Origin of the sequence: Cellulosimicrobium sp. XJ-DQ-B-000, from assembly GCF_031119065.1 — a bacterium.
Classification (GTDB): Bacteria; Actinomycetota; Actinomycetes; order Actinomycetales; family Cellulomonadaceae; genus Cellulosimicrobium; species Cellulosimicrobium funkei.
The window spans coordinates 127,061-147,668 of the sequence record NZ_JAVHYN010000005.1 but is presented as its reverse complement, the minus strand read 5'-3'; the positions used below and the strand labels follow the sequence as shown (position 1 = coordinate 147,668).

The following is a 20,608-nucleotide window of genomic DNA, read 5'->3' as shown; positions in this document are numbered from 1 at the left end:
GACTCGACACCATCGACCACCCCTCCGAGCGGCGCGCACTCCGTCCGCGCCGACCTGGCGCGCTCCCTCGCGACCCAGGAGGGCCCCTACTTCGGCGAGTTCGGCGGGCGCTATGTGCCCGAGGCGCTCGTCGCCGCGCTCGACGAGCTCGAGACCGAGTACCGCAAGGCGCTCGACGACCCGGCGTTCGTGACCGAGCTCGCGCGCCTTCAGCGCGAGTACACCGGCCGCCCGAGCCCGCTCACGGAGGTGCCCCGCTTCGCGGAGCACGCCGGCGCCTCGCGCGTGTTCCTCAAGCGCGAGGACCTCAACCACACCGGCTCGCACAAGATCAACAACGTCCTCGGCCAGGCGCTGCTCGTCAAGCGCATGGGCAAGAAGCGCGTGATCGCCGAGACGGGCGCCGGCCAGCACGGCGTCGCGACGGCGACGGCCGCGGCCCTGCTCGACCTCGAGTGCGTCGTGTACATGGGCGAGGAGGACACGCGGCGCCAGGCGCTGAACGTCGCGCGCATGCGCCTCCTCGGCGCCGAGGTCGTCCCCGTGACGATCGGCCAGCGCACCCTCAAGGACGCGATCAACGAGGCGCTGCGCGACTGGGTCGCCAACGTCGACACGACGCACTACCTGCTCGGCACCGTGACCGGGCCCCACCCGTTCCCCGAGATGGTGCGCGAGTTCCACCGCGTCATCGGCGAGGAGGCGCGCACGCAGATCCTCGACCGCATCGGGCGCCTGCCCGACGCGCTCGCCGCGTGCGTGGGCGGCGGCTCGAACGCGCTCGGGCTCTTCAACGCCTTCCTCGACGACGAGGGCGTCGAGCTCTTCGGCTTCGAGGCGGGGGGCGAGGGCATCGAGACGGGCCGCCACGCGGCCCGCTTCAGCGGCGGCGCGCCGGGCGTCCTGCACGGCGCGCGCTCGTACCTCCTCCAGGACGAGGACGGCCAGACCCTGCCGAGCCACTCGGTGTCGGCGGGTCTCGACTACCCGAGCGTCGGGCCGGCCCACTCGTGGCTCCACGACATCGGCCGCGCGACGTACCTGCCCGTGACCGACGCCGAGGCGATGGACGCGTTCCGGCTGCTGTGCCGCACCGAGGGGATCATCCCGGCGATCGAGTCGGCCCACGCCCTCGCGGGCGCGCTGCGGGTCGGGCGCGAGGCCGCGGCCGCGGGCCGCACCGACCACGTGATCCTCGTGAACCTCTCGGGGCGCGGGGACAAGGACGTGGCGACCGCCGCCCGGTGGTTCGACCTCGTGGACGACGACGCGATCGCCGAGACGGCGACGGGCACGGAGGGACAGCTGTGAGCGCCGCCCAGACCCAGGACGCACCCGGGGCGTCGACGCCGGGGACGGCGTCGGCCACCGCCCGCCGTCTGCTCGAGCTGCGCGCGGAGGGTCGCGCGGGGCTCGTCGGCTACCTGCCGGTCGGCTTCCCGACGGTCGACCGCTCCGTCGAGGCGGCGCTCGCGCTCGTGGACTCGGGCGTGGACGTGCTCGAGCTCGGCATCCCGTACACGGACCCCGTCATGGACGGACCGGTCATCCAGGCCGCTGCCCAGGCGGCGCTCGACGGCGGTGCGCGCGTCGCGGACGTCTTCCGCGTCGTCGCGGCCGTCACGGAGCGCACGGGCGGACGCGTGCCGGTGCTCGTCATGACGTACTGGAACCCCGTGCTGCGCTACGGCGTCGACGCGTTCGCGCGCGACCTCGCGGCGGCCGGGGGAGCCGGGCTCATCACGGCCGACCTCGTCCCCGACGAGGGCCGCGCGTGGCTGGACGCCGCCGAGGCGCACGGTCTCGACCGCGTGTTCCTCGTCGCGCCGAGCTCGACGCCGGAGCGCCTCCGGCTCACCGCGCGCGCGTCGCGCGGCTTCGTCTACGCGGCCTCGACGATGGGCGTCACGGGCGTGCGCGCCGCCGTCGGGCCCCAGGCCGCGCGGCTCGTCGCCGACACGCGCGCGGCGGGCGCCGAGCTCGTGTGCGTCGGCCTCGGCGTCTCCACGGCCGAGCAGGCCGCGGAGGTCGCGCGCTACGCCGACGGCGTCATCGTCGGCTCGGCGTTCGTCCGGCCCCTGCTGGGTGACGCCCCGTGGGACGAGCGGCTCGCCGCGCTCCGCACGGTCGCCGCCTCGCTGGCGGCCGGGGTGCGGTCCGCCCGCCAGGAGCAGCCCGGCACGACGACGCCCGGCGGGGTGGTCGCATGAGCGCCGCGCTCGCCGTCGGGCAGCTCGTGGAGGCCGCGGGCGCCCTGCCCTCGGCGATCCCGAGCCCGCCCCAGCACACCTGGTACCTCGGGCCGTTCCCCATCCGCGCCTACGCGCTCGCGATCCTCGCCGGGATCGGCGTCGCCCTGTGGCTCACGCGCCGCCGCTGGGTCGAGCGCGGGGGAGAGGCCGACGACGTCCTGGAGATCGCGTTCTGGGCGGTCCCGTTCGGGATCGTCGGCGGGCGGCTCTACCACGTCTTCTCGACGCCCGACCCGTACTGGGGCCCGAACGGGGATCCCGTCCGCGCGCTGTACGTGTGGGAGGGCGGCCTCGGCATCTGGGGCGCGGTCGCGCTCGGCGCGGTCGGCGCGTACATCGGGTGCCGGCGCCAGCGTGTGAGCTTCCCGGCGTTCGCGGACGCGCTCGCCCCGGGGCTGCTCCTCGCGCAGGCCGTCGGCCGCCTCGGCAACTGGTTCAACCAGGAGCTGTTCGGCTCGCCCACGACGCTGCCGTGGGGCCTGCGGGTCGACGACTCGGTCGCCGCCGCGGCCGGCTACCCGCCGGGCACGCTGTTCCACCCGACGTTCCTCTACGAGATGGTCTGGAACATCGCGGCTGCCCTGCTCCTGATCTACCTGGACCGTCGGTTCCGGCTCGGTCATGGTCGGGTATTCTGGCTCTACGTCTTCGTCTACACGCTCGGTCGGGTGTGGATCGAGATGCTGCGCATCGACGAGGCCGAGCTCGTCCTCGGTCTCCGGCTGAACGTCTGGACCTCGATCCTGGTCGGTGTCGGTGCGTTGGTAGCGTTTATCGTTGTCGGGCGTCGCCACCCCGGGCGCGAGGAGACGGTGTCCCTCGACGCGCCGGGCGAGGCGCCCGCCACGGAGCCCACGGAGCCGGTCGAGGAGTCGACCGACGCCGCGGACCCCGAGAAGACCGCGGACTCCGACGACTCGGAGGAGTCCGAGCAGGCAGATGCCGCGCGACCAGACCCCGGTCGCTGAGCCTCCGTCACTCAACGGCGATTCCGCCGGGCGACCGCCCGGTGGTTCCGTCATGTCCACCAGGGCCGACGACGTCCCGAACCCCCCCAGCTGGAACCAGCCCGGCCGTCTCGGTCGGGCGCCTGTGAGGACGGTGTTGATGACCACGCCGCAGTATCGGGACGCGCACCGGGCACCCGCCCTGTCCGCCCCTCCCACGGCATCCGGTCTGTACGACCCCGCCGCCGAGCACGACGCGTGCGGCGTCGCCTTCGTGGCGACGCTCCGCGGCACGCCCGGACGCGACATCGTGGACGCGGGGCTCACGGCCCTGCTCAACCTGGACCACCGCGGCGCGGTGGGCGCCGAGGAGAACAGCGGCGACGGCGCGGGGATCCTCACGCAGATCCCCGACGCCTTCGTGCGCGACGTGGTCGACGCCGAGCTCCCGCCCGCCGGGCACTACGCCATCGGCATGGCGTTCCTCCCGCAGGACCCCGAGGCGGCCGCCGCCACGGCCCGCGCGGTCGAGGCGATCGCCGCCGAGGAGAAGCTCGAGGTCCTCGCCTGGCGCGACGTCCCCGTGACGGCCGACCTCGTGGGCCCGAGCGCGCGCGCCTCGATGCCGTTGTTCCGTCAGGTCGTCGTGGCCGACCCGTCGCGCGAGCTGGCCGGCGTCGACCTCGACCGCCGGACCTACCGCCTGCGCAAGCGCGCGGAGAACGAGCTCGGTCTCTTCTTCGCGTCGCTGTCGGCGCGCACGCTCACCTACAAGGGCATGCTCACGACGGCGCAGCTCGAGCCGTTCTTCCCCGACCTGTCCGACCCGCGGTACGCGAGCGAGATCGCGCTCGTGCACTCGCGGTTCTCGACGAACACGTTCCCGTCCTGGCCGCTCGCGCAGCCGTTCCGGATGATCGCGCACAACGGCGAGATCAACACGGTGCGCGGCAACCGGAACTGGATGGCCGCGCGCGAGGGCACGCTCGCGAGCGACGCCCTCGGCGACCTCGCGCCGCTGCTCCCGGTCTGCTCCGACGGCTCGAGCGACTCGGCGAGCTTCGACGAGGTGCTGGAGCTGCTGCACCTGTCGGGCCGCTCGCTGCCGCACGCCGTGCTCATGATGGTCCCGGAGGCGTGGGAGAACCACGCCGAGATGGACCCGGACCTGCGCGCGTTCTACGAGTACCACTCGACGCTCATGGAGCCGTGGGACGGCCCCGCGTGCCTCAACTTCACCGACGGCACCCTCATCGGCGCGGTCCTCGACCGCAACGGCCTGCGCCCCGGGCGCTACTGGGTCACGGAGGACGGCCTCGTCGTGCTCGCGAGCGAGGCGGGCGTGCTCGACCTCGACCCCGCGACGATCGTCCGCAAGGGCCGTCTCGAGCCGGGCCGCATGTTCCTCGTCGACACCGGCCAGGGCCGGATCATCGAGGACGAGGAGATCAAGTCCCAGCTCGCGGCGCAGCGCCCGTACGCGCGGTGGGTCGCGGAGAACGCGGTCTACCTCGACCAGCTCCCCGAGCGCGAGCACGTCGCGCACAGCCCCGCGTCGGTCGAGCGCCGCCAGCGTGCCTTCGGGTACACGCAGGAGGAGCTCAAGGTCATCCTCACGCCGATGGCCAACACGGGCGCCGAGCCTCTCGGCGCCATGGGCACGGACACGCCCATCGCCGTCCTCGCGAAGCGCCCGCGCCTGCTGTTCGACTACTTCACGCAGATGTTCGCGCAGGTCACGAACCCGCCGCTGGACGCGATCCGCGAGGAGCTCGTCACGTCGATCGGCGGGGCGATCGGCCCCGAGCCGAACCTGCTCGTCGACACCCCGGAGCACGCGCGCAAGCTCATGCTGCCGTTCCCGGTGCTCGACAACGACCAGCTCGCGAAGATCATCCGCGTCGACAAGGACCCGAACCTCGCGGGCGTCTTCCGCGCCGTGACGATCAAGGGCCTGTACCGCGTGGCGGGCGGCGGCGAGTCGCTGCTCGCGCGGCTCGAGGAGATCTTCGCCGAGGTCGACGCGCACGTCGCCGCCGGCGCGAGCTTCATCGTGCTGTCGGACCGCGACTCGGACGCCGAGCACGCGCCGATCCCGTCGCTCCTGCTGTCGAGCGCGGTGCACCACCACCTCCTGCGGCGTCACACGCGCACGCAGGTGTCGCTCGTCGTCGAGGCGGGGGACGTGCGCGAGGTGCACCACGTCGCGCTCCTCATCGGCTACGGCGCCGCCGCGGTGAACCCCTACCTCGCCATGGAGACCGTCGAGGATCTCGCGCGCCGTGGCTACCTCGCGGTCGACCCGGCCAAGGCTGTCGCGAACCTCATCAAGGGCCTCGGCAAGGGCGTCCTCAAGGTCATGAGCAAGATGGGCATCTCGACCATCTCCTCCTACCGCGGCGCCCAGGTCTTCGAGGCCGTGGGTCTCTCGCACGACCTCGTGCAGGCGTTCTTCACGGGCACGACGTCGCGCCTCAGCGGGATCGGGCTCGACGTCGTCGCGGCCGAGGTCGCGGCGCGCCACGTGGACGCGTACCCGCGCTCCGGCAACCACCGCCCGCACGTCCGCCTGACCACGGGCGGCGAGTACCAGTGGCGCCGCGACAGCGAGGAGCACCTGTTCGACCCGGAGACGGTCTTCCGTCTCCAGCACTCGACGCGCGAGCGCCGGTTCGACATCTTCCGCGAGTACACGCACCGCGTGGACGAGCAGTCCTCGCGGCTCATGACGCTGCGCGGCCTCCTCGAGCTGCGCGAGGGCGAGCGCCCCGCGGTGCCGCTCGACGAGGTCGAGCCCGTGAGCGAGATCGTCAAGCGCTTCAACACCGGCGCGATGTCGTACGGCTCCATCTCGGCCGAGGCCCACGAGACCCTCGCGATCGCGATGAACCGCCTCGGCGGTCGGTCGAACACGGGCGAGGGCGGCGAGGACCCGGAGCGCCTGTACGACCCGGAGCGTCGCTCGAAGGTCAAGCAGATCGCGTCGGGCCGCTTCGGCGTCACGAGCGAGTACCTGACGAACGCCGACGACATCCAGATCAAGCTCGCCCAGGGCGCCAAGCCCGGCGAGGGCGGTCAGCTCCCGGGCCACAAGGTGTACCCGTGGGTCGCGAAGACCCGGCACTCCACGCCGGGCGTCGGCCTCATCTCGCCGCCGCCGCACCACGACATCTACTCGATCGAGGACCTCGCGCAGCTCATCCACGACGCGAAGAACGCGAACCCGGCGGCGCGCGTCCACGTCAAGCTCGTCTCCGAGTTCGGCGTCGGCACGGTCGCGACGGGCGTGTCCAAGGCGCACGCGGACGTCGTCCTCATCTCGGGCCACGACGGCGGCACGGGCGCGAGCCCGCTCACGTCGCTCAAGCACGCGGGCACGCCGTGGGAGATCGGCCTCGCCGAGACGCAGCAGACCCTCGTGCTCAACAACCTGCGCGACCGCATCGTCGTGCAGGTCGACGGGCAGATGAAGACCGGGCGCGACGTCGTCGTGGCCGCGCTGCTCGGGGCCGAGGAGTTCGGCTTCGCGACCGCGCCGATGGTGGTCTCGGGCTGCGTCATGATGCGCGTGTGCCACCTGGACACGTGCCCGGTGGGCGTCGCGACGCAGAACCCGGAGCTGCGGGCCCGGTTCACCGGCAAGCCGGAGTTCGTCGTGAACTTCTTCGAGTTCATCGCGGAGGAGGTGCGCGAGTACCTGGCACGCCTCGGGTTCCGGAGCATCGAGGAGGCGATCGGCCACGTCGAGTACCTGGACACGCGCCAGGCGATCGACCACTGGAAGGCGCAGGGTCTCGACCTCGCGCCCATCCTCGAGAAGCCCGTCCCCGTCGAGGGCGCGTCGCTGCGGAACACGACGACGCAGGACCACGGCCTGGAGAAGGCGCTCGACAACCAGCTCGTCGCGCTGGCCGAGGACGCGCTCGAGCGGCGCGAGCCGGTGCGGATCTCGCTGCCGGTCCGCAACGTCAACCGCACGGTCGGCACGATGCTCGGCCACGAGGTGACCAAGCGCTTCCGCGGCGAGGGCCTGCCGGACGACACGATCGACGTGACCCTCACGGGGTCCGCCGGCCAGTCGCTCGGCGCCTTCCTCCCGCGCGGCGTCACGCTGCGCCTGTTCGGGGACGCGAACGACTACGTCGGCAAGGGCCTGTCGGGCGGGCGGATCGTCGTGCGGCCGGACCGCAACGCGGTCCTCACCGGGTCGAGCAACGTCGTCGCCGGGAACGTCATCGGCTACGGCGCGACGTCGGGCGAGATCTTCCTGCGCGGTCGCGTCGGGGAGCGCTTCGGCGTCCGCAACTCGGGCGCGACGCTCGTCGTCGAGGGCGTGGGCGACCACGGGTGCGAGTACATGACGGGCGGCACGGTCGTCGTGCTGGGCCCGACCGGGCGCAACTTCGGCGCCGGCATGTCCGGCGGCACCGCGTACGTGCTCGACCTGCGCGAGAGCGCCGTGAACACGAGCGCGCTCGCGACCGGCGAGCTCGGGCTGAGCCCGCTCGAGGACGCCGAGGTCGCGCTCGTCGAGCGGCTCGTCCGCCGTCACCACGAGGAGACCGGGTCGCCGCTCGCGGCCGAGCTGCTCGAGGACTTCGCCACGGCGGTGCAGCGCCTCACGCGCGTCCTGCCGACCGACTTCGCCCGCATGCGCTCGGCGCTCGAGAAGGCCGAGTCGGCCGGTCTCGACCCGGCCGCGCCCGGCGTGTGGGACCAGATCTTGGAGGTGGCCCGTGGCTGACCCCCGCGGATTCCTGAAGGTGCGGGAGCGCGAGCTCCCGCCGAACCGCCCGGTGGCCGTGCGCCTGCGGGACTGGAAGGACGTGCACGCGCACCTCGAGGAGGGCCAGCCGTTCCTCAAGGAGCAGGCGGGCCGCTGCATGGACTGCGGCATCCCGTTCTGCCACCAGGGCTGCCCGCTCGGGAACCTCATCCCCGAGTGGAACGACCTCGTCTACCGCGAGCAGTGGGCCGACGCGATCGACCGCCTCCACGAGACGAACAACTTCCCGGAGTTCACCGGTCGCGTGTGCCCGGCGCCGTGCGAGTCGAGCTGCGTGCTCGGCATCAACCAGCCGCCCGTGACGATCAAGAACGTCGAGGTCTCGATCATCGACGAGGCCTTCGAGCGCGGGTACGTCACGCCCCAGGTGCCCCAGCGGCTCACGGGCTTCACGGTCGCGGTTGTCGGGTCCGGCCCCGCCGGGCTCGCCGCCGCGCAGCAGCTCACGCGCGCCGGGCACACCGTCGCGGTGTACGAGCGCGACGACGCCGTCGGAGGCCTGCTGCGCTACGGCATTCCCGACTTCAAGCTCGAGAAGCACCACATCGACCGCCGCGTCGCGCAGATGGAGGCCGAGGGCACGCGGTTCCGCCCCGGCGTCGAGATCGGCGTCGACATCACGTGGGACGACCTGCGGGCGCGGTACGACGCCGTCGTGGTCGCGACCGGCGCGACGGTGCCGCGCGACCTGTCGGTGCCCGGGCGCGAGCTCGACGGCATCCACTTCGCGATGGACTTCCTGCACCAGGCGAACGCGGTCGTGGCGGGGCACGAGGTGCCCGACCAGATCACGGCCACGGGCAAGCACGTCATCGTCATCGGTGGCGGCGACACGGGCTCGGACTGCCTCGGCACCTCGCTGCGCCAGGGCGCGGCGAGCGTCACGACGCTCGCGATCGGCAAGCAGCCGCCGCTCGAGCGGTCCGCGACCCAGCCGTGGCCGACCGACCCGATCGTGTTCGAGGTGTCCTCGTCCCACGAGGAGGGCGGCGAGCGCGAGTTCCTCGCGTCGACCGTCGCGTTCCTCGGTGACGAGAACGGGGCCGTGCGCGCGCTGCGCGTCGCGGAGACCGAGTACCTGCCCGATGGCCGTCGCGTGCCCAAGGAGGGCACCGAGCGCGAGATCCCCGCGGACCTCGTGCTCGTCGCGATGGGCTTCACCGGACCGGAGACGGCTGCCCTCACGACCCAGACCGGCGCGGACCTCACGGGGCGCGGCCTCGTGGCGCGCGGCGACGACTTCGCGTCGTCGCTGCCCGGGGTCTTCGTGGCCGGCGACGCCGGTCGTGGGCAGTCGTTGATCGTGTGGGCGATCGCCGAGGGGCGGGCGGCGGCGGCATCCGTCGACGCCTACCTTCAGGGAGGGACCGAGCTGCCCGCGCCCGTGCGCGCGAACACCGTGTCCTTGCGCGCTTGACGTGCACCCCGACGTCGGATGTCCGGCGCCGGGACGATGAGCGGGGCATCCTAGGGAGGGGCACCCCGCGACGACCGGCTCCTGGCCGGTCGGAAGACTAGAGGCTGGAGATATGCGCAGAGCAAAGATCGTCTGCACCATCGGACCCGCGACCGAGTCGAAGGAGCAGCTCCGCGCGCTCGTCGACGCGGGCATGGACGTGGCGCGGATCAACCGCAGCCACGGCAGCGCCGAGGAGCACGCGGCCGTCTACCACGGCGTGCGCGAGGCCGCCGCCGAGTCGGGCCGCTCCGTGGCCGTCCTCGTCGACCTCCAGGGGCCGAAGATCCGTCTGGGCCGCTTCGCGGGCGACGAGAAGCACTGGCTCGAGGAGGGTGACACCTTCACGATCACGACCGAGGACGTCGTCGGGACCAAGGAGCTCGTCTCCACGACGCACAAGGGCCTGCCGGGCGACGCCCGCGTCGGCGACCCGATCCTCATCGACGACGGCAAGGTGCTCGTCCGCGTCACCGCCGTCGAGGGCCCGCGCGTCGTCACGCGCGTCGAGGTCGCCGGTCCGGTGTCGAACAACAAGGGCCTGAACCTCCCGGGTGTCGCGGTCTCCGTGCCGGCGCTCTCCGAGAAGGACCAGGACGACCTGCGCTGGGCCCTCAAGCTCGGCGCGGACATCATCGCGCTGTCGTTCGTGCGGTCCGCGAAGGACTTCGAGGACGTCAAGCGGATCATGGACGAGGAGGGCCGCACGGTCCCCGTCGTCGCCAAGATCGAGAAGCCGCAGGCCGTCGACAACCTCGCCGAGATCGTCGACGCGTTCGACGGCGTCATGGTCGCCCGCGGCGACCTCGCGGTCGAGCTCCCGCTGGAGCAGGTGCCGCTCGTCCAGAAGCGCATCGTCGAGCTCGCGCGTCGCAACGCGAAGCCCGTCATCGTCGCCACGCAGGTGCTCGAGTCCATGACGAACTCGCCGCGCCCGACGCGCGCCGAGGCGTCCGACTGCGCCAACGCCGTCCTCGACGGCGCCGACGCGGTCATGCTCTCGGGCGAGACGAGCGTGGGCGAGTACCCGATCCTCACGGTCCAGACGATGGCCCGGATCATCGAGGCGACGGAGGAGGCGGGCCGCGAGCGCATCGCGCCGCTCGGCTCGACGCCGCACACCCGCGGTGGCGCCATCACGCGCGCGGCGGCCGAGATCGGCGAGATCCTCGGTGCGAAGTACCTCGCGACCTTCACGCAGTCGGGCGACTCGGCGCGCCGCATGTCGCGCCTGCGCTCGTCCATCCCGCTGCTCGCGTTCACGCCGCGCGAGCACGTGCGCAACGTCCTGTCGCTCACGTGGGGCACCCAGACGTACCAGGTGCCCGAGGTGGAGAACACCGACGCGATGGTCGGCCAGGTCGACACGACCCTGCAGGCCAACGGCCTCGCCGAGGTCGGCGACCTCGTGGTCGTCGTCTCCGGTGCCCCCGTGGGCCAGCCGGGCACGACGAACTCGATCCTCGTGCACAAGATCGGCGACCACTCCGACACCCGGAACTGACGTCCGGAGCTCGCACCGGAGCTGACGCCGCGCGCCCGCCACGGGCGCTCGTGCTGCCCGACGGCGGCGCCCCCTGCGCGGGGGCGCCGCCGTCGGTCGTCCTGCGCGCTCGGGAAAGCCCGCGACACGGCCCCCGGCGCGCCCCTACCCTCGCGGGATGCGAGCCGTGCCTGCATCCCTGGACCCCGCGGTCGTGCGTCGGGTCGACGCGCGGCTGGACGCCGTCGTGCGCGACGAGGGCGTCGAGGTCCCGCTCGCGGTGGAGAGCGGCAGCCGGGCGTGGGGGTTCCCGTCGCCGGACTCGGACTACGACTGCCGCTTCGTGTACGTGCGCCCGGAGGCCGACTACCTCGACCCCTGGCCGTGGCGCGACGTCGTCGAGACGCCGCTCGACGCGGTGCTGGACGTCAACGGGTGGGACCTCGTCAAGGCCGTGCGGCTGCTCGTCCGCGGGAACGCGACGTTGCTGGAGTGGCTGCGCTCGCCGATCGTCTACCGCGGCGACCCCGCGTTCCGCGCGGACCTGCTCGCGCTCGCCGAGCGGGTCGTCGACCGCGACGCCGTGCGGCGCCACTACCTGCACGTCGCGCTGGGCCAGCGGGAGCGCTGGTGGACCGCGGACGACGTGCCGCTCAAGAAGCACTTCTACGTCCTGCGCCCGGCCGCGACGCTGCGCTGGCTGCGCGTGCGGCCGGACGCCGTCCCGCCCATGCGCCTCGCGACGCTGCTCGACGAGGGCGAGGCACCGAGCGCGGTGGTGCAGGAGGCGTCCGGGCTCGTCGCGCTCAAGGCGGTCTCGCGCGAGATGGGCGCGGGCCCGGTCCCGGCCGTGCTCCGCCGGTTCGTCGACGACGAGCTCGCCGCCGCCTCGGCGGCCGCGACGGTGGCGGGAGCCGGGTCCCTGACGGCGCGTTCGGTGGCGGGGGATTTCTTCCGGTCGGCGGTCGCGCGGTACGGCCCGGCGGGGTCGCGGTCGACGGCGGCTGCGAGCGCGCCGGGCGTCGCGTCGGGGGAGTGGCGGTGACCGACGGGCGCGCGCCTCGCTCGAGCGAGCACGGCGGGTCGGCCCTACGCTCGCGTGGGTGACCAGCGACCAGATCGAGGACGTCGACCAGGACCTCTACGCGGCGGCGAGCGACCCCGACGCCGACGGCGCGGCGGCCGCCGCGCGCGAGGCGACCTTTCGTGCGCTCGTCGCGCGCCGCGACGCGCGCGAGACCGCGGAGGCGGCCGCCGGCGTCTGCGAGCAGGTCCAGCAGGTGGCGGAGGCCGCCGAGCGCAGCGCGCAGGATGCGCTGCGGTCCGCGACCGTCGCGCACGCCGCCGCTCTCCTCGGCGACGAGGCGATCGCCCGGCAGGCGGCGCGCGACGCGAGCGCCGCCGCCCGGGAGGCCGCGCGCGAGGCGGTCGTGCTGGACAGGGCGCGGCCCGAGCTCTAGACGGCGTCGGTCCGTGCGCGGGGCCCGTCGCCCGTCCGTCCCGTCCCGAGCCCCGCGGCGCCGCTCGTCCTCGCCCTCTACCCTGGGCCCAGCGCTCGGCGACCGCTCGGTGCTGACCATCCAGCCACCGGTCGACGGTGGGAGAGCGAGGTCCGTCGTGCCCCGAGCGCACCGGCGCGGGCGCTCCTCGGGGGGCGCGGTCCTTCCGGCCCTCCAGGAGCGGTACGACCTGATCGACGGGGTGCGGGTGTACTCCGTCGTCGCGGAGCCGTACCGGGTGCAATGCCCGGAGGCCCGCGCCGTACCCGCGGACGTGGTCCTCGTGCACGGGCTCGCGCTGTCGACGCGGTACCTGGAGCCGGGCGTCCGCCGGCTCGGGACGGACCGCCGCACCGCAGCCTTGGACCTGCCGGGCGTCGGGCGCAGCGGCCGCCCGCCGCACCTGCCGTCGATGGCCGAGATGGCGGACGTCGTGGCCCGCTGGATGGACGGGCTCGGCATGACGGGCGCGGACGTCGTCGGGCACTCGTTGGGCTGCCAGATCGTCAGCCATCTCGCCGCGGAGCGGCCCGACCTGGTCCGGCGGGTCGTGCTCGTCGGCCCCTCTCGGGACCCGGAGCACCCCCGGTGGTGGCAGAGCGCGTGGCGCCTGCTCCTCGACGGCCCGCGCGAGAGGTGGTCGCTGCTGCCGATCGCCGTCGTGGACTACCTGCGGGCCGGTCCGGTCGCGGCGGTGCGGGCCCTGAAGCAGGCGCGCCGCGCCGAGGTCAGCCACCTGGTGCAGAGCATCACGCAGCCCGTCCTCGTGGTCGTCGGGGACCGCGACCCGCTCGTCTCGGGGACGTGGGCCCGCCGCCTCGTCGACGCGCTGCCCGACGGGCGGCTCGTCACGGTCCCGGGGGCTCCGCACGGGCTGCCGTACTCGAGCGTCGAGTCCTTCGTCGCGACGACGCGGGAGTTCCTCGACCGCGACGAGCCGTGACGTCGAGCACCGTACGCCTGCCGAGATGAGGGGTGCCCCGGGTGGGATTCGAACCCACACTGGATCGGGTTTGAGCCGAACGCCTCTGCCGGTTGGGCTACCGGGGCCGCGCGCGGAGGTGTCCAGCCGGGTTCCGCCGCGCGGGCACCATCGAACCACACGCGCGCGCCTTCACGAGAATCACACTCCTCGGAGGGTGAAACGCGGGGGCGGCACCCGGTGCGGCGCACTACGATGAGTCCCGTGAGTGACCAGACAGCGCAGCCCGAGGACAAGCAGCCGCTCGACCTGCCCCCGATGATCGAGCCCGAGCCCGCCGCCACCCCCGCCCCGTCGGGTCGCGCCGCGCGCCGCGCCGTCGTCGCGGAGGACGAGGCCCTGATCCGTCTCGACGTCGTCGAGACGCTGCGGGACGCCGGGTTCGACGTCGTCGGCGAGGCCGGCGACGGTGCGACGGCGGTGAAGCTGGCGCTCGAGCTCAAGCCCGACGTCGTGGTCATGGACGTGAAGATGCCCGAGCTCGACGGCATCTCCGCGGCGGAGCAGATCGGCAAGGCGCACGCCGCCCCGGTCGTCCTGCTGACGGCGTTCTCGCAGGCGGAGCTCGTCGAGCGGGCGCGCGACGCCGGCGCCATGGCGTACGTCGTCAAGCCGTTCACCCCGGCTGACCTGCTGCCTGCGGTCGAGATCGCGATCTCGCGCTACTCGCAGATCTCGGCCCTCGAGTCCGAGGTGGCCGACCTCGCGGAGCGCTTCGAGACGCGCAAGCGTGTCGACCGTGCGAAGGGCCTGCTCATGACGAAGATGGGCCTGTCGGAGCCGGAGTCGTTCCGCTGGATCCAGAAGACGTCGATGGACCGCCGCCTCACGATGCGCGAGGTCGCGGACGCCGTCATCGAGCAGGTCGGCGGCGCCTGAGCCGCCCGCCACGCCCGGCGCGCCGCGCGGGGGTCCTGATCAGGACCTTTGTCACGGGGCTCCGGGCGGGCTATCGTCTTGGACTGGCGTCCAGCAGTTCCGGGGCGGTGAACACGGTCGCCACGTAGTGCTCATGTCGACGGCCGACGGTGCTGTCCGAGCGACGTGGACCTTCTCACGCCCCACGTCCCTCGGTGCCGCCGCCGGTCCCACGGTGCGAACGAGGAGGAGCGCAGTGCGCCCAGCAGTGGAGGTCAGGCCCGCGGTCGGTGACGACCTGCCGGGGATCGCTGTGCTGTGCTCGGAGGCACGCCGCGAGTCGGCGTCCGGGGCACAGATCTGCGCGCCCGACGAGGACCGCCTGGTCCGGCACCTGTCAGTGCTGCTCACCCTGCCCGGCGGCAACGTGCTCGTCGCCCTGCACGACGGCCGCCCCGTCGGGTTCGTCCTGGCCCGCGTGCTCGACCCGCACCTGTTCGCGGACGAGCCGAGCCTGTACGTCGAGGCGGTGTACGTGGGGGAGGACGCCCGGCGCCGCGGCGTGGGTCACGCGCTCCTCAGCGCGACGGCCGAGCTCGCCGCGTCGTCCGGCGCGACGCACGTCTACTCCGTGCCCATCCCCGGTTCCCGAGGCGTGCAGCGCTTCCTCGCGCGACTGGGCTTCGGCCCGGTGGCCGGGCACCGCGTCGTCTCGACGGCGGTCCTGCAGCGCCGGCTCGCGGCCGACCTCACCCCGGCCCGCCGGGGCACGCGCTCCCTCGAGGACCTCATCGCGCGCCGTCGGCGCGCCCGCACCGAGACGATGTCGGGGCCGGTCGACCTGCGCGAGTTCCAGGCCGAGTACAACAGCCGCGCGGGCGTGGTGACGCCGGCCGACACGCGCGAGACCCTGCCCGGCTGAGCCGGGCTCTCGCGCCCTGCGGCCGGCGTCGCCCCGGTCAGCCCTGCGCGAGGATCATGCACGTGAGGCGCGCCGTGCACACGCGGCGCCCCTCGTCGTCGGACACGACGATCTCGTAGCTCGCCGTCGTGCGCCCGCGGTGCACCGCGACCGCCTCGCCGTGCACCCAGCCGTCGCGCACCCCCCGGTGGTGCGTCGCGTTCACCTCGATGCCCACGGCCGCGCGGCCGGGCCCGCCGTGCAGCTGCGCGGCGATGGACCCCAGCGTCTCGGCGAGGACGACGGACGCGCCCCCGTGCAGCAGCCCCGCGGGCTGCGTGTTGCCCGCCACGGGCATGCGTGCGGTGACACGGTCGGCCCCCACCTCGCCCAGCTCGATGCCCATGCGCTCGATGAGCGTCCCCTCGGTGCGCAGGCCCATCGCCTCGTAGGCGTGGCGCGGGGCGTCGGGTGTCGACGGCGTGGCGGGGGACGGCGTCCCGGTCCGGGCGGCGTTCTGGTCGGAACCGTGCGTGTGGGTCATGGGCGATAGGTTGGCACCCGTGACGACCTCCGCGCGACCTCGCCTCCTGCTCATCGACGGACACTCCATGGCCTACCGCGCGTTCTTCGCGCTCCCGGCGGAGAACTTCTCGACGACCACGGGGCAGCACACGAACGCGGTCTACGGGTTCACCTCGATGCTCATCAACCTCCTGCGGGACGAGGAGCCCACGCACGTCGCCGTCGCGTTCGACGCCGGGCGCCAGTCCTTCCGCACCGAGATCCTGCCCAGCTACAAGGGCACGCGGGAGTCCACGCCCGAGCCGTTCCGGGGCCAGGTGCCGCTCATCAAGGAGATCCTGGAGACGCTGCACATCCCCACGCTCGAGCGCGAGGGCTACGAGGCCGACGACATCTTCGCGACCCTCGCGACGCAGGGCGCCGCCGCCGGGATGGAGGTGCTCGTCTGCTCGGGGGACCGAGACTCGTTCCAGCTCGTCGGCCCGGACGTCACGGTGCTCTACCCGAAGAAGGGCGTCTCGGAGCTCGCGCGCATGGACAGCGCCGCCGTCGTCGAGAAGTACGGCGTGCCGCCCGAGCGCTACCCGGACCTCGCCGCCCTCGTCGGCGAGACGTCCGACAACCTGCCGGGCATCCCCGGCGTCGGCCCCAAGACGGCCGCCAAGTGGATCACGGCGTACGGCGACCTCGACGGCCTGCTGGACCACGCGGACGAGATCAAGGGCAAGGCGGGGGAGAACCTGCGGGCGCACCTCGACCAGGTCCGCCTCAACCGGCAGCTCAACGCGCTCCTGCGCGACCTCGAGCTGCCCGTCGGCCCCGACGACCTCGCGACCCGTCCCTGGGACCGCGAGGCCGCCCACCGCGTCCTCGACGCCCTGGAGTTCCGCGCCCTGCGCGACCGGCTCTTCGCGATCGCCCCCGAGGGCGAGGTCGAGGCCGAGGCGGGGTTCGACGTCGCGCTCGCCGACGTCCTGCCGGGGGGCCTGGGCGCCTGGCTGGCCGAGCACGGCACGCGCCCGCTGGGCGTCGAGGTGGCCGGCAAGGCCGTGCCGGGCGGCGGGGACGCGTGGGGCCTCGCGGTGTCCGACGACGCCGGGGCGGCCGTCGCGCTCGAGCTCGCCGACGTCGCGGGCGCCGACGACGAGGCGCTCGCCGCGTGGCTCGCCGACCCGGAGCGGCCCAAGGTCGTGCACGGCGCGAAGTCGGCCTGGCACGAGCTCGCGGCGCGCGGCTACGACCTCGCGGGCGTCACGTTCGACACCGAGCTCGCCGCGTACCTGTGCCACCCCGACCAGCGCGGCTACGACCTGGGCGACCTCGTCGTGCGGCACCTGCACCGCGAGCTCCGCCCGGACACGGAGGCGGGCAACGACGCGCAGGGCGCGCTCGACCTCTCGCTCGACGGCAGCGGCGAGCAGGAGCGCGACGCGGTGCGCGCGCTCGCCGTCGCCCAGCTCGGCGAGGTCCTCGCGGGCGAGCTCGAGGACCGGGGGGCCACGACGCTCCTCGCCGACCTCGAGCTGCCGCTGTCCCAGGTGCTCGCGCGCATGGAGCAGCGCGGCATCGCGGCGGACGTCACGTACCTGCGCGAGCTCGAGCAGCACTTCGGCGACCTCGTCGCGACCGCCGCGTCGGAGGCCTACGCCGTCATCGGGCGCGAGGTGAACCTGGGCTCCCCGAAGCAGCTCCAGGAGGTGCTGTTCGACCAGCTCGGGATGCCCAAGACGAAGAAGATCAAGACGGGCTACACGACCGACGCGTCGGCGCTCGCGGACCTCTTCGTCAAGACGCAGCACCCGTTCCTCGAGCACCTGCTCGCCCACCGCGACGCGTCGCGGCTGCGCCAGACGGTCGAGGGGCTGCTGAAGTCCGTCGCCGACGACGGCCGCATCCACACGACGTTCCAGCAGACGATCGCGGCGACGGGCCGGCTCAGCTCGACCGACCCGAACCTCCAGAACATCCCGATCCGCACCGAGGCGGGCCGGCGCATCCGGCGCGCGTTCGTCGTCGGCGAGGGCTTCGAGACGCTCATGACGGCCGACTACAGCCAGATCGAGATGCGCATCATGGCGCACCTCTCGGGCGACGAGGGCCTCATCGAGGCGTTCCGGTCGGGGGAGGACCTGCACTCCTACGTCGGGTCGCGCGTGTTCGAGGTCCCGGCGGCCGAGGTCACGCCCGCGATGCGCTCGAAGATCAAGGCGATGTCGTACGGCCTCGCGTACGGGCTGTCGGCGTTCGGGCTCTCGCAGCAGCTCACCATCGAGGTGGGCGAGGCCCAGAAGCTCATGGACGACTACTTCGAGCGCTTCGGCGGCGTGCGCGACTACCTCACGGGCGTCGTCGACGAGGCGCGGGCCACGGGCTACACGGCGACCATCCTCGGGCGCCGCCGGTACCTGCCCGACCTCACGAGCGACAACCGGCAGCGCCGCCAGATGGCGGAGCGCATGGCCCTCAACGCGCCGATCCAGGGCAGCGCGGCCGACATCATCAAGGTCGCGATGCTCAACGTGCAGCGGGCGCTCGACGAGCGCGGGCTGCGCTCACGGCTGCTCCTCCAGGTGCACGACGAGCTCGTGGTCGAGGTCGCCCCCGGCGAGCGCGACGCGGTCGAGGAGGTGCTGCGCACGCAGATGGGCGCGGCGGCGGACCTCGACGTGCCGCTCGACGTCTCGGTCGGAGTCGGTGCCACGTGGCACGAGGCGGGTCACTGACCCGGGCGCGTCAGCCCGGGAGGCGCGTGCGGAAGATCGCCGTCCCGGGCAGGTAGGCGCCACGCACCGGTCCCCAGCCGCCCCACACCTCGGTGTTGTCGGCGGGCCACTCGGGCTCGACGACGTCGCGCAGCTCCAGCCCGGCGGCGACCACCTCGCGCACGTGGTCGCCCAGGGTGCGGTGGTACTCGGCGTAGACGACACGGCCGGCGGCGTCGGTCTCGACGTAGGGCCGGCGGTCGAAGTAGGACCGGTTCGCGGTCAGCCCGCGCTCGCTCGGGTCGTCGGGGAACGCCCACCGGGTCGGGTGCGTCACCGAGAACGTCCACGTGCCGCCGGGCCGCAGCACGCGCGCGACCTCGCGGTGGACGGCCGCCGCGTCGGGCACGAACGGGATCGCGCCGAACGAGGTGAACGCGACGTCGAACGTGGCGTCGGCGAACGGGAGCCGGCGCGCGTCGGCCTGGACGGCCGGGACGCGCACGCCCGTCGCCCGGTCCAGCGCCGCCCCCGCGGCGAGCATGCCGCCGGACACGTCCGTCGCGACGACCTCCGCTCCCTGCGTCTCGAGCCAGCGCGAGCACTGTGCCGCGCCCGCGCCGACCTCGAGCACCCGGCGTCCCGCGACGTCGCCGAGCAGACGCGCGTCCCGCTCGCGCAGGCCCTCCGGGCACCAGCAGAAGTCCGCCGCGCCGAGGAAGGTCCCGTGCTCGTGGAGGTACTCCTGCGCGTTGGCGTCCCACCACCCGCGGCCGGCGCGGCCGCCCTCGGTCGCGGGCACGTCGCGGTAGCCGGCGTCGGCGGTCGGACCGGGGGCCGCGCCGGAGGGCGCGACGACGGGCGGCTCGGGCGAGGAGTGCACGCTCATGCCTCCCATTCTCCCGGTCCCCGCCGCACGGCCCGTCCGGTCGGGACCTTGGTCGTCGGCGTGCCCGCGGACCGGGACGGGCGGTGACCCGTCGCGCAGGGGTGGCTAGGGTTGAGGGCGACGCGGTGCCGCGGAGGTCGGCACCTCCGTCGACGCCCGGCATGCGCGCGAGGCCGCGCGACGCGACGACGAGACGGAGGAACAGGTGCGCATCGGACTTCTCACCGGCGGGGGCGACTGCCCCGGGCTGAACGCGGCGATCCGGGCCGTGGTCAAGCAGGGGACGGGGGAGTACGGGCACACCATCATCGGCTTCCGCAACGGCTGGCGCGGCGTCGTCGACGGCGACGTCCACCCGCTCGGCCGCCAGGACATCCGGAACGTCCTGCCCGTGGGCGGCACGCTGCTCGGCACCGCGCGGTTCCACCCGCGCGAGGAGGACGGCAGCATGGACGCCGTGCTCGCGACGGTCGAGGCCGAGCACCTCGACGCGCTGATCTGCATCGGCGGCGACGGCACGCTGCACGCGGCAAGCCGTGTCGCGGAGGCGGGCGTGAAGATCGTCGCCATCCCCAAGACGATCGACAACGACGTCGAGGGCACGGACCTGTCGATCGGGTTCCACACCGCCGTGAACATCGCGACGGAGGCGCTCGACCGCGTGCACACGACGGCGGAGAGCCACAACCGCGTCATGGTGGTCGAGGTCATGGGCCGCCACGCCGGCTGGATCGCGGTCAACGCGGGCATCGCCGGTGGCGCCGAGGTCGTGCTCGCGCCGGAGCAGCCGTTCGACATCGACCAGGTCGTGAAGTTCCTCCGCCACCGGCACCGCGCGCACGCGAACTTCTCGATCGTCGTCGTGGCCGAGGGCGCCGTGCCGCGCGAGGGGTCGTCGATGGAGTTCACGCAGCAGCTCGGTCGGTTCGGCGAGATCGTCGCCGGCTCGATCGGGGAGCGCGTGAGCGCCGAGATCGCGGAGCGCACCGGGTTCGACACCCGGCTCACGGTGCTCGGGCACGTGCAGCGCGGGGGCGAGCCCACGCCGACCGACCGGATCCTCGGCAGCCGCTTCGGGGTCGCGGCCGTGGACGCCGTGAGCGCGGGGACGTCGGGCGTCATGACGGCGCTGCGGGGCGAGCGGGTCGAGCTCGTGCCGCTCGCGGAGGTCGCGGGCCGGCCGAAGCGGGTCCCGGAGGAGCTGCTGCGGGTCGCCCGCGTGCTCGCGTGACGCGGATCCGGTAGTCGGGACGCCCCGGCGGGGCGCGCGAGACGCGTTGACCGCCGGGGTGACACCCGGATAAGGTGGACGGCGGTGCGCTGCGCCT

General features: G+C 73.8%; 15 protein-coding genes and 1 tRNA gene. 13 read left to right on the top strand and 3 right to left on the bottom strand.

Going from position 1 to position 20,608, the window contains the following annotated elements:
• The first annotated feature begins 54 nt into the window (after nt 1–54).
• The 9 genes from trpB to RDI86_RS09985 all read left to right on the top strand — a co-directional run bounded on the left by trpB (nt 55) and on the right by RDI86_RS09985 (nt 13,366).
• A complete protein-coding gene (trpB, locus tag RDI86_RS10025) occupies nt 55–1,311 on the top strand; it encodes a tryptophan synthase subunit beta (protein ID WP_308821382.1) in 1,257 nt (418 codons plus the stop codon).
• Nucleotides 1,308–2,210, top strand: a complete 903-nt coding sequence (gene trpA / locus RDI86_RS10020) for a tryptophan synthase subunit alpha (RefSeq protein WP_163187506.1) — start codon at nt 1,308–1,310, stop codon at nt 2,208–2,210. The genes trpB and trpA overlap by 4 nt, the downstream gene beginning before the upstream one ends.
• Nucleotides 2,207–3,220 (top strand): prolipoprotein diacylglyceryl transferase, encoded by a 1,014-nt coding sequence (gene lgt / locus RDI86_RS10015; RefSeq protein WP_061267744.1) that lies wholly within the window; start codon nt 2,207–2,209, stop codon nt 3,218–3,220. Before trpA ends, lgt begins: the two co-directional genes overlap by 4 nt.
• 139 nt (nt 3,221–3,359) lie before the next feature.
• Nucleotides 3,360–7,943: a glutamate synthase large subunit gene (gene gltB, locus RDI86_RS10010; protein ID WP_308821312.1), complete on the top strand. Its 4,584-nt coding sequence runs from the start codon at nt 3,360–3,362 to the stop codon at nt 7,941–7,943.
• Nucleotides 7,936–9,402, top strand: coding sequence for a glutamate synthase subunit beta (locus tag RDI86_RS10005; protein WP_076404783.1), 1,467 nt, complete (start codon nt 7,936–7,938; stop codon nt 9,400–9,402). Before gltB ends, RDI86_RS10005 begins: the two co-directional genes overlap by 8 nt.
• A 112-nt stretch (nt 9,403–9,514) precedes the next feature.
• Nucleotides 9,515–10,945, top strand: coding sequence for a pyruvate kinase (pyk, locus tag RDI86_RS10000; RefSeq protein ID WP_061267747.1), 1,431 nt, complete (start codon nt 9,515–9,517; stop codon nt 10,943–10,945).
• Nucleotides 10,946–11,102: 157 nt separating this feature from the next.
• On the top strand, nt 11,103–11,969 hold the full coding sequence (locus tag RDI86_RS09995) for a nucleotidyltransferase domain-containing protein (protein WP_308821311.1): 867 nt from the start codon (nt 11,103–11,105) through the stop codon (nt 11,967–11,969).
• 58 nt (nt 11,970–12,027) lie between these two features.
• On the top strand, nt 12,028–12,384 hold the full coding sequence (locus tag RDI86_RS09990; protein ID WP_076404784.1) for a hypothetical protein: 357 nt from the start codon (nt 12,028–12,030) through the stop codon (nt 12,382–12,384).
• 157 nt (nt 12,385–12,541) lie between these two features.
• Complete coding sequence (locus tag RDI86_RS09985; RefSeq protein ID WP_308821310.1) at nt 12,542–13,366, top strand: alpha/beta fold hydrolase; 825 nt, start codon at nt 12,542–12,544, stop codon at nt 13,364–13,366.
• A 33-nt stretch (nt 13,367–13,399) separates the two neighbouring features.
• Here the strand turns inward: RDI86_RS09985 and RDI86_RS09980 are convergent.
• Nucleotides 13,400–13,473, bottom strand: a tRNA-Leu gene (locus RDI86_RS09980).
• A gap of 190 nt (nt 13,474–13,663) precedes the next feature.
• Here RDI86_RS09980 and RDI86_RS09975 point away from each other — a divergent pair.
• Nucleotides 13,664–14,284 (top strand): ANTAR domain-containing response regulator, encoded by a 621-nt coding sequence (locus tag RDI86_RS09975; protein ID WP_044144409.1) that lies wholly within the window; start codon nt 13,664–13,666, stop codon nt 14,282–14,284.
• 235 nt (nt 14,285–14,519) lie between these two features.
• Entirely contained in the window at nt 14,520–15,185 is a 666-nt protein-coding gene (locus RDI86_RS09970) for a GNAT family N-acetyltransferase (RefSeq protein WP_021482502.1), read from the top strand.
• Between the two features lie 37 nt (nt 15,186–15,222).
• Here RDI86_RS09970 and RDI86_RS09965 read toward each other — a convergent pair whose 3' ends face one another.
• A complete protein-coding gene (locus tag RDI86_RS09965) occupies nt 15,223–15,606 on the bottom strand; it encodes a hotdog fold thioesterase (RefSeq protein WP_043651213.1) in 384 nt (127 codons plus the stop codon).
• A gap of 100 nt (nt 15,607–15,706) precedes the next feature.
• Between RDI86_RS09965 and polA the strand changes: the two genes are divergently transcribed.
• Nucleotides 15,707–18,412: a DNA polymerase I gene (gene polA / locus RDI86_RS09960; RefSeq protein WP_308821309.1), complete on the top strand. Its 2,706-nt coding sequence runs from the start codon at nt 15,707–15,709 to the stop codon at nt 18,410–18,412.
• A 10-nt stretch (nt 18,413–18,422) separates the two neighbouring features.
• Here the strand turns inward: polA and RDI86_RS09955 are convergent, their stop codons facing one another.
• Nucleotides 18,423–19,280, bottom strand: coding sequence for a class I SAM-dependent methyltransferase (locus tag RDI86_RS09955; protein ID WP_308821308.1), 858 nt, complete (start codon nt 19,278–19,280; stop codon nt 18,423–18,425).
• A 205-nt stretch (nt 19,281–19,485) separates the two neighbouring features.
• Between RDI86_RS09955 and RDI86_RS09950 the strand changes: the two genes are divergently transcribed.
• On the top strand, nt 19,486–20,511 hold the full coding sequence (locus tag RDI86_RS09950; protein WP_034651013.1) for a 6-phosphofructokinase: 1,026 nt from the start codon (nt 19,486–19,488) through the stop codon (nt 20,509–20,511).
• Nucleotides 20,512–20,608: the final 97 nt, after the last annotated feature.

Bases quoted from the DNA above. Each gene is read 5' to 3' on its own strand.
- pyk (WP_061267747.1), top strand. From the start codon at position 9,515: ATGCGCAGAGCAAAGATCGTCTGCACCATCGGACCCGCGACCGAGTCG.
- lgt (WP_061267744.1), top strand. From the start codon at position 2,207: ATGAGCGCCGCGCTCGCCGTCGGGCAGCTCGTGGAGGCCGCGGGCGCC.
- RDI86_RS09995 (WP_308821311.1), top strand. From the start codon at position 11,103: ATGCGAGCCGTGCCTGCATCCCTGGACCCCGCGGTCGTGCGTCGGGTC.
- RDI86_RS09975 (WP_044144409.1), top strand. From the start codon at position 13,664: ATGATCGAGCCCGAGCCCGCCGCCACCCCCGCCCCGTCGGGTCGCGCC.
- polA (WP_308821309.1), top strand. From the start codon at position 15,707: ATGGGCGATAGGTTGGCACCCGTGACGACCTCCGCGCGACCTCGCCTC.
- RDI86_RS09955 (WP_308821308.1), bottom strand. From the start codon at position 19,280: ATGAGCGTGCACTCCTCGCCCGAGCCGCCCGTCGTCGCGCCCTCCGGC.
- gltB (WP_308821312.1), top strand. From the start codon at position 3,360: ATGACCACGCCGCAGTATCGGGACGCGCACCGGGCACCCGCCCTGTCC.
- RDI86_RS09965 (WP_043651213.1), bottom strand. From the start codon at position 15,606: ATGGGCCTGCGCACCGAGGGGACGCTCATCGAGCGCATGGGCATCGAG.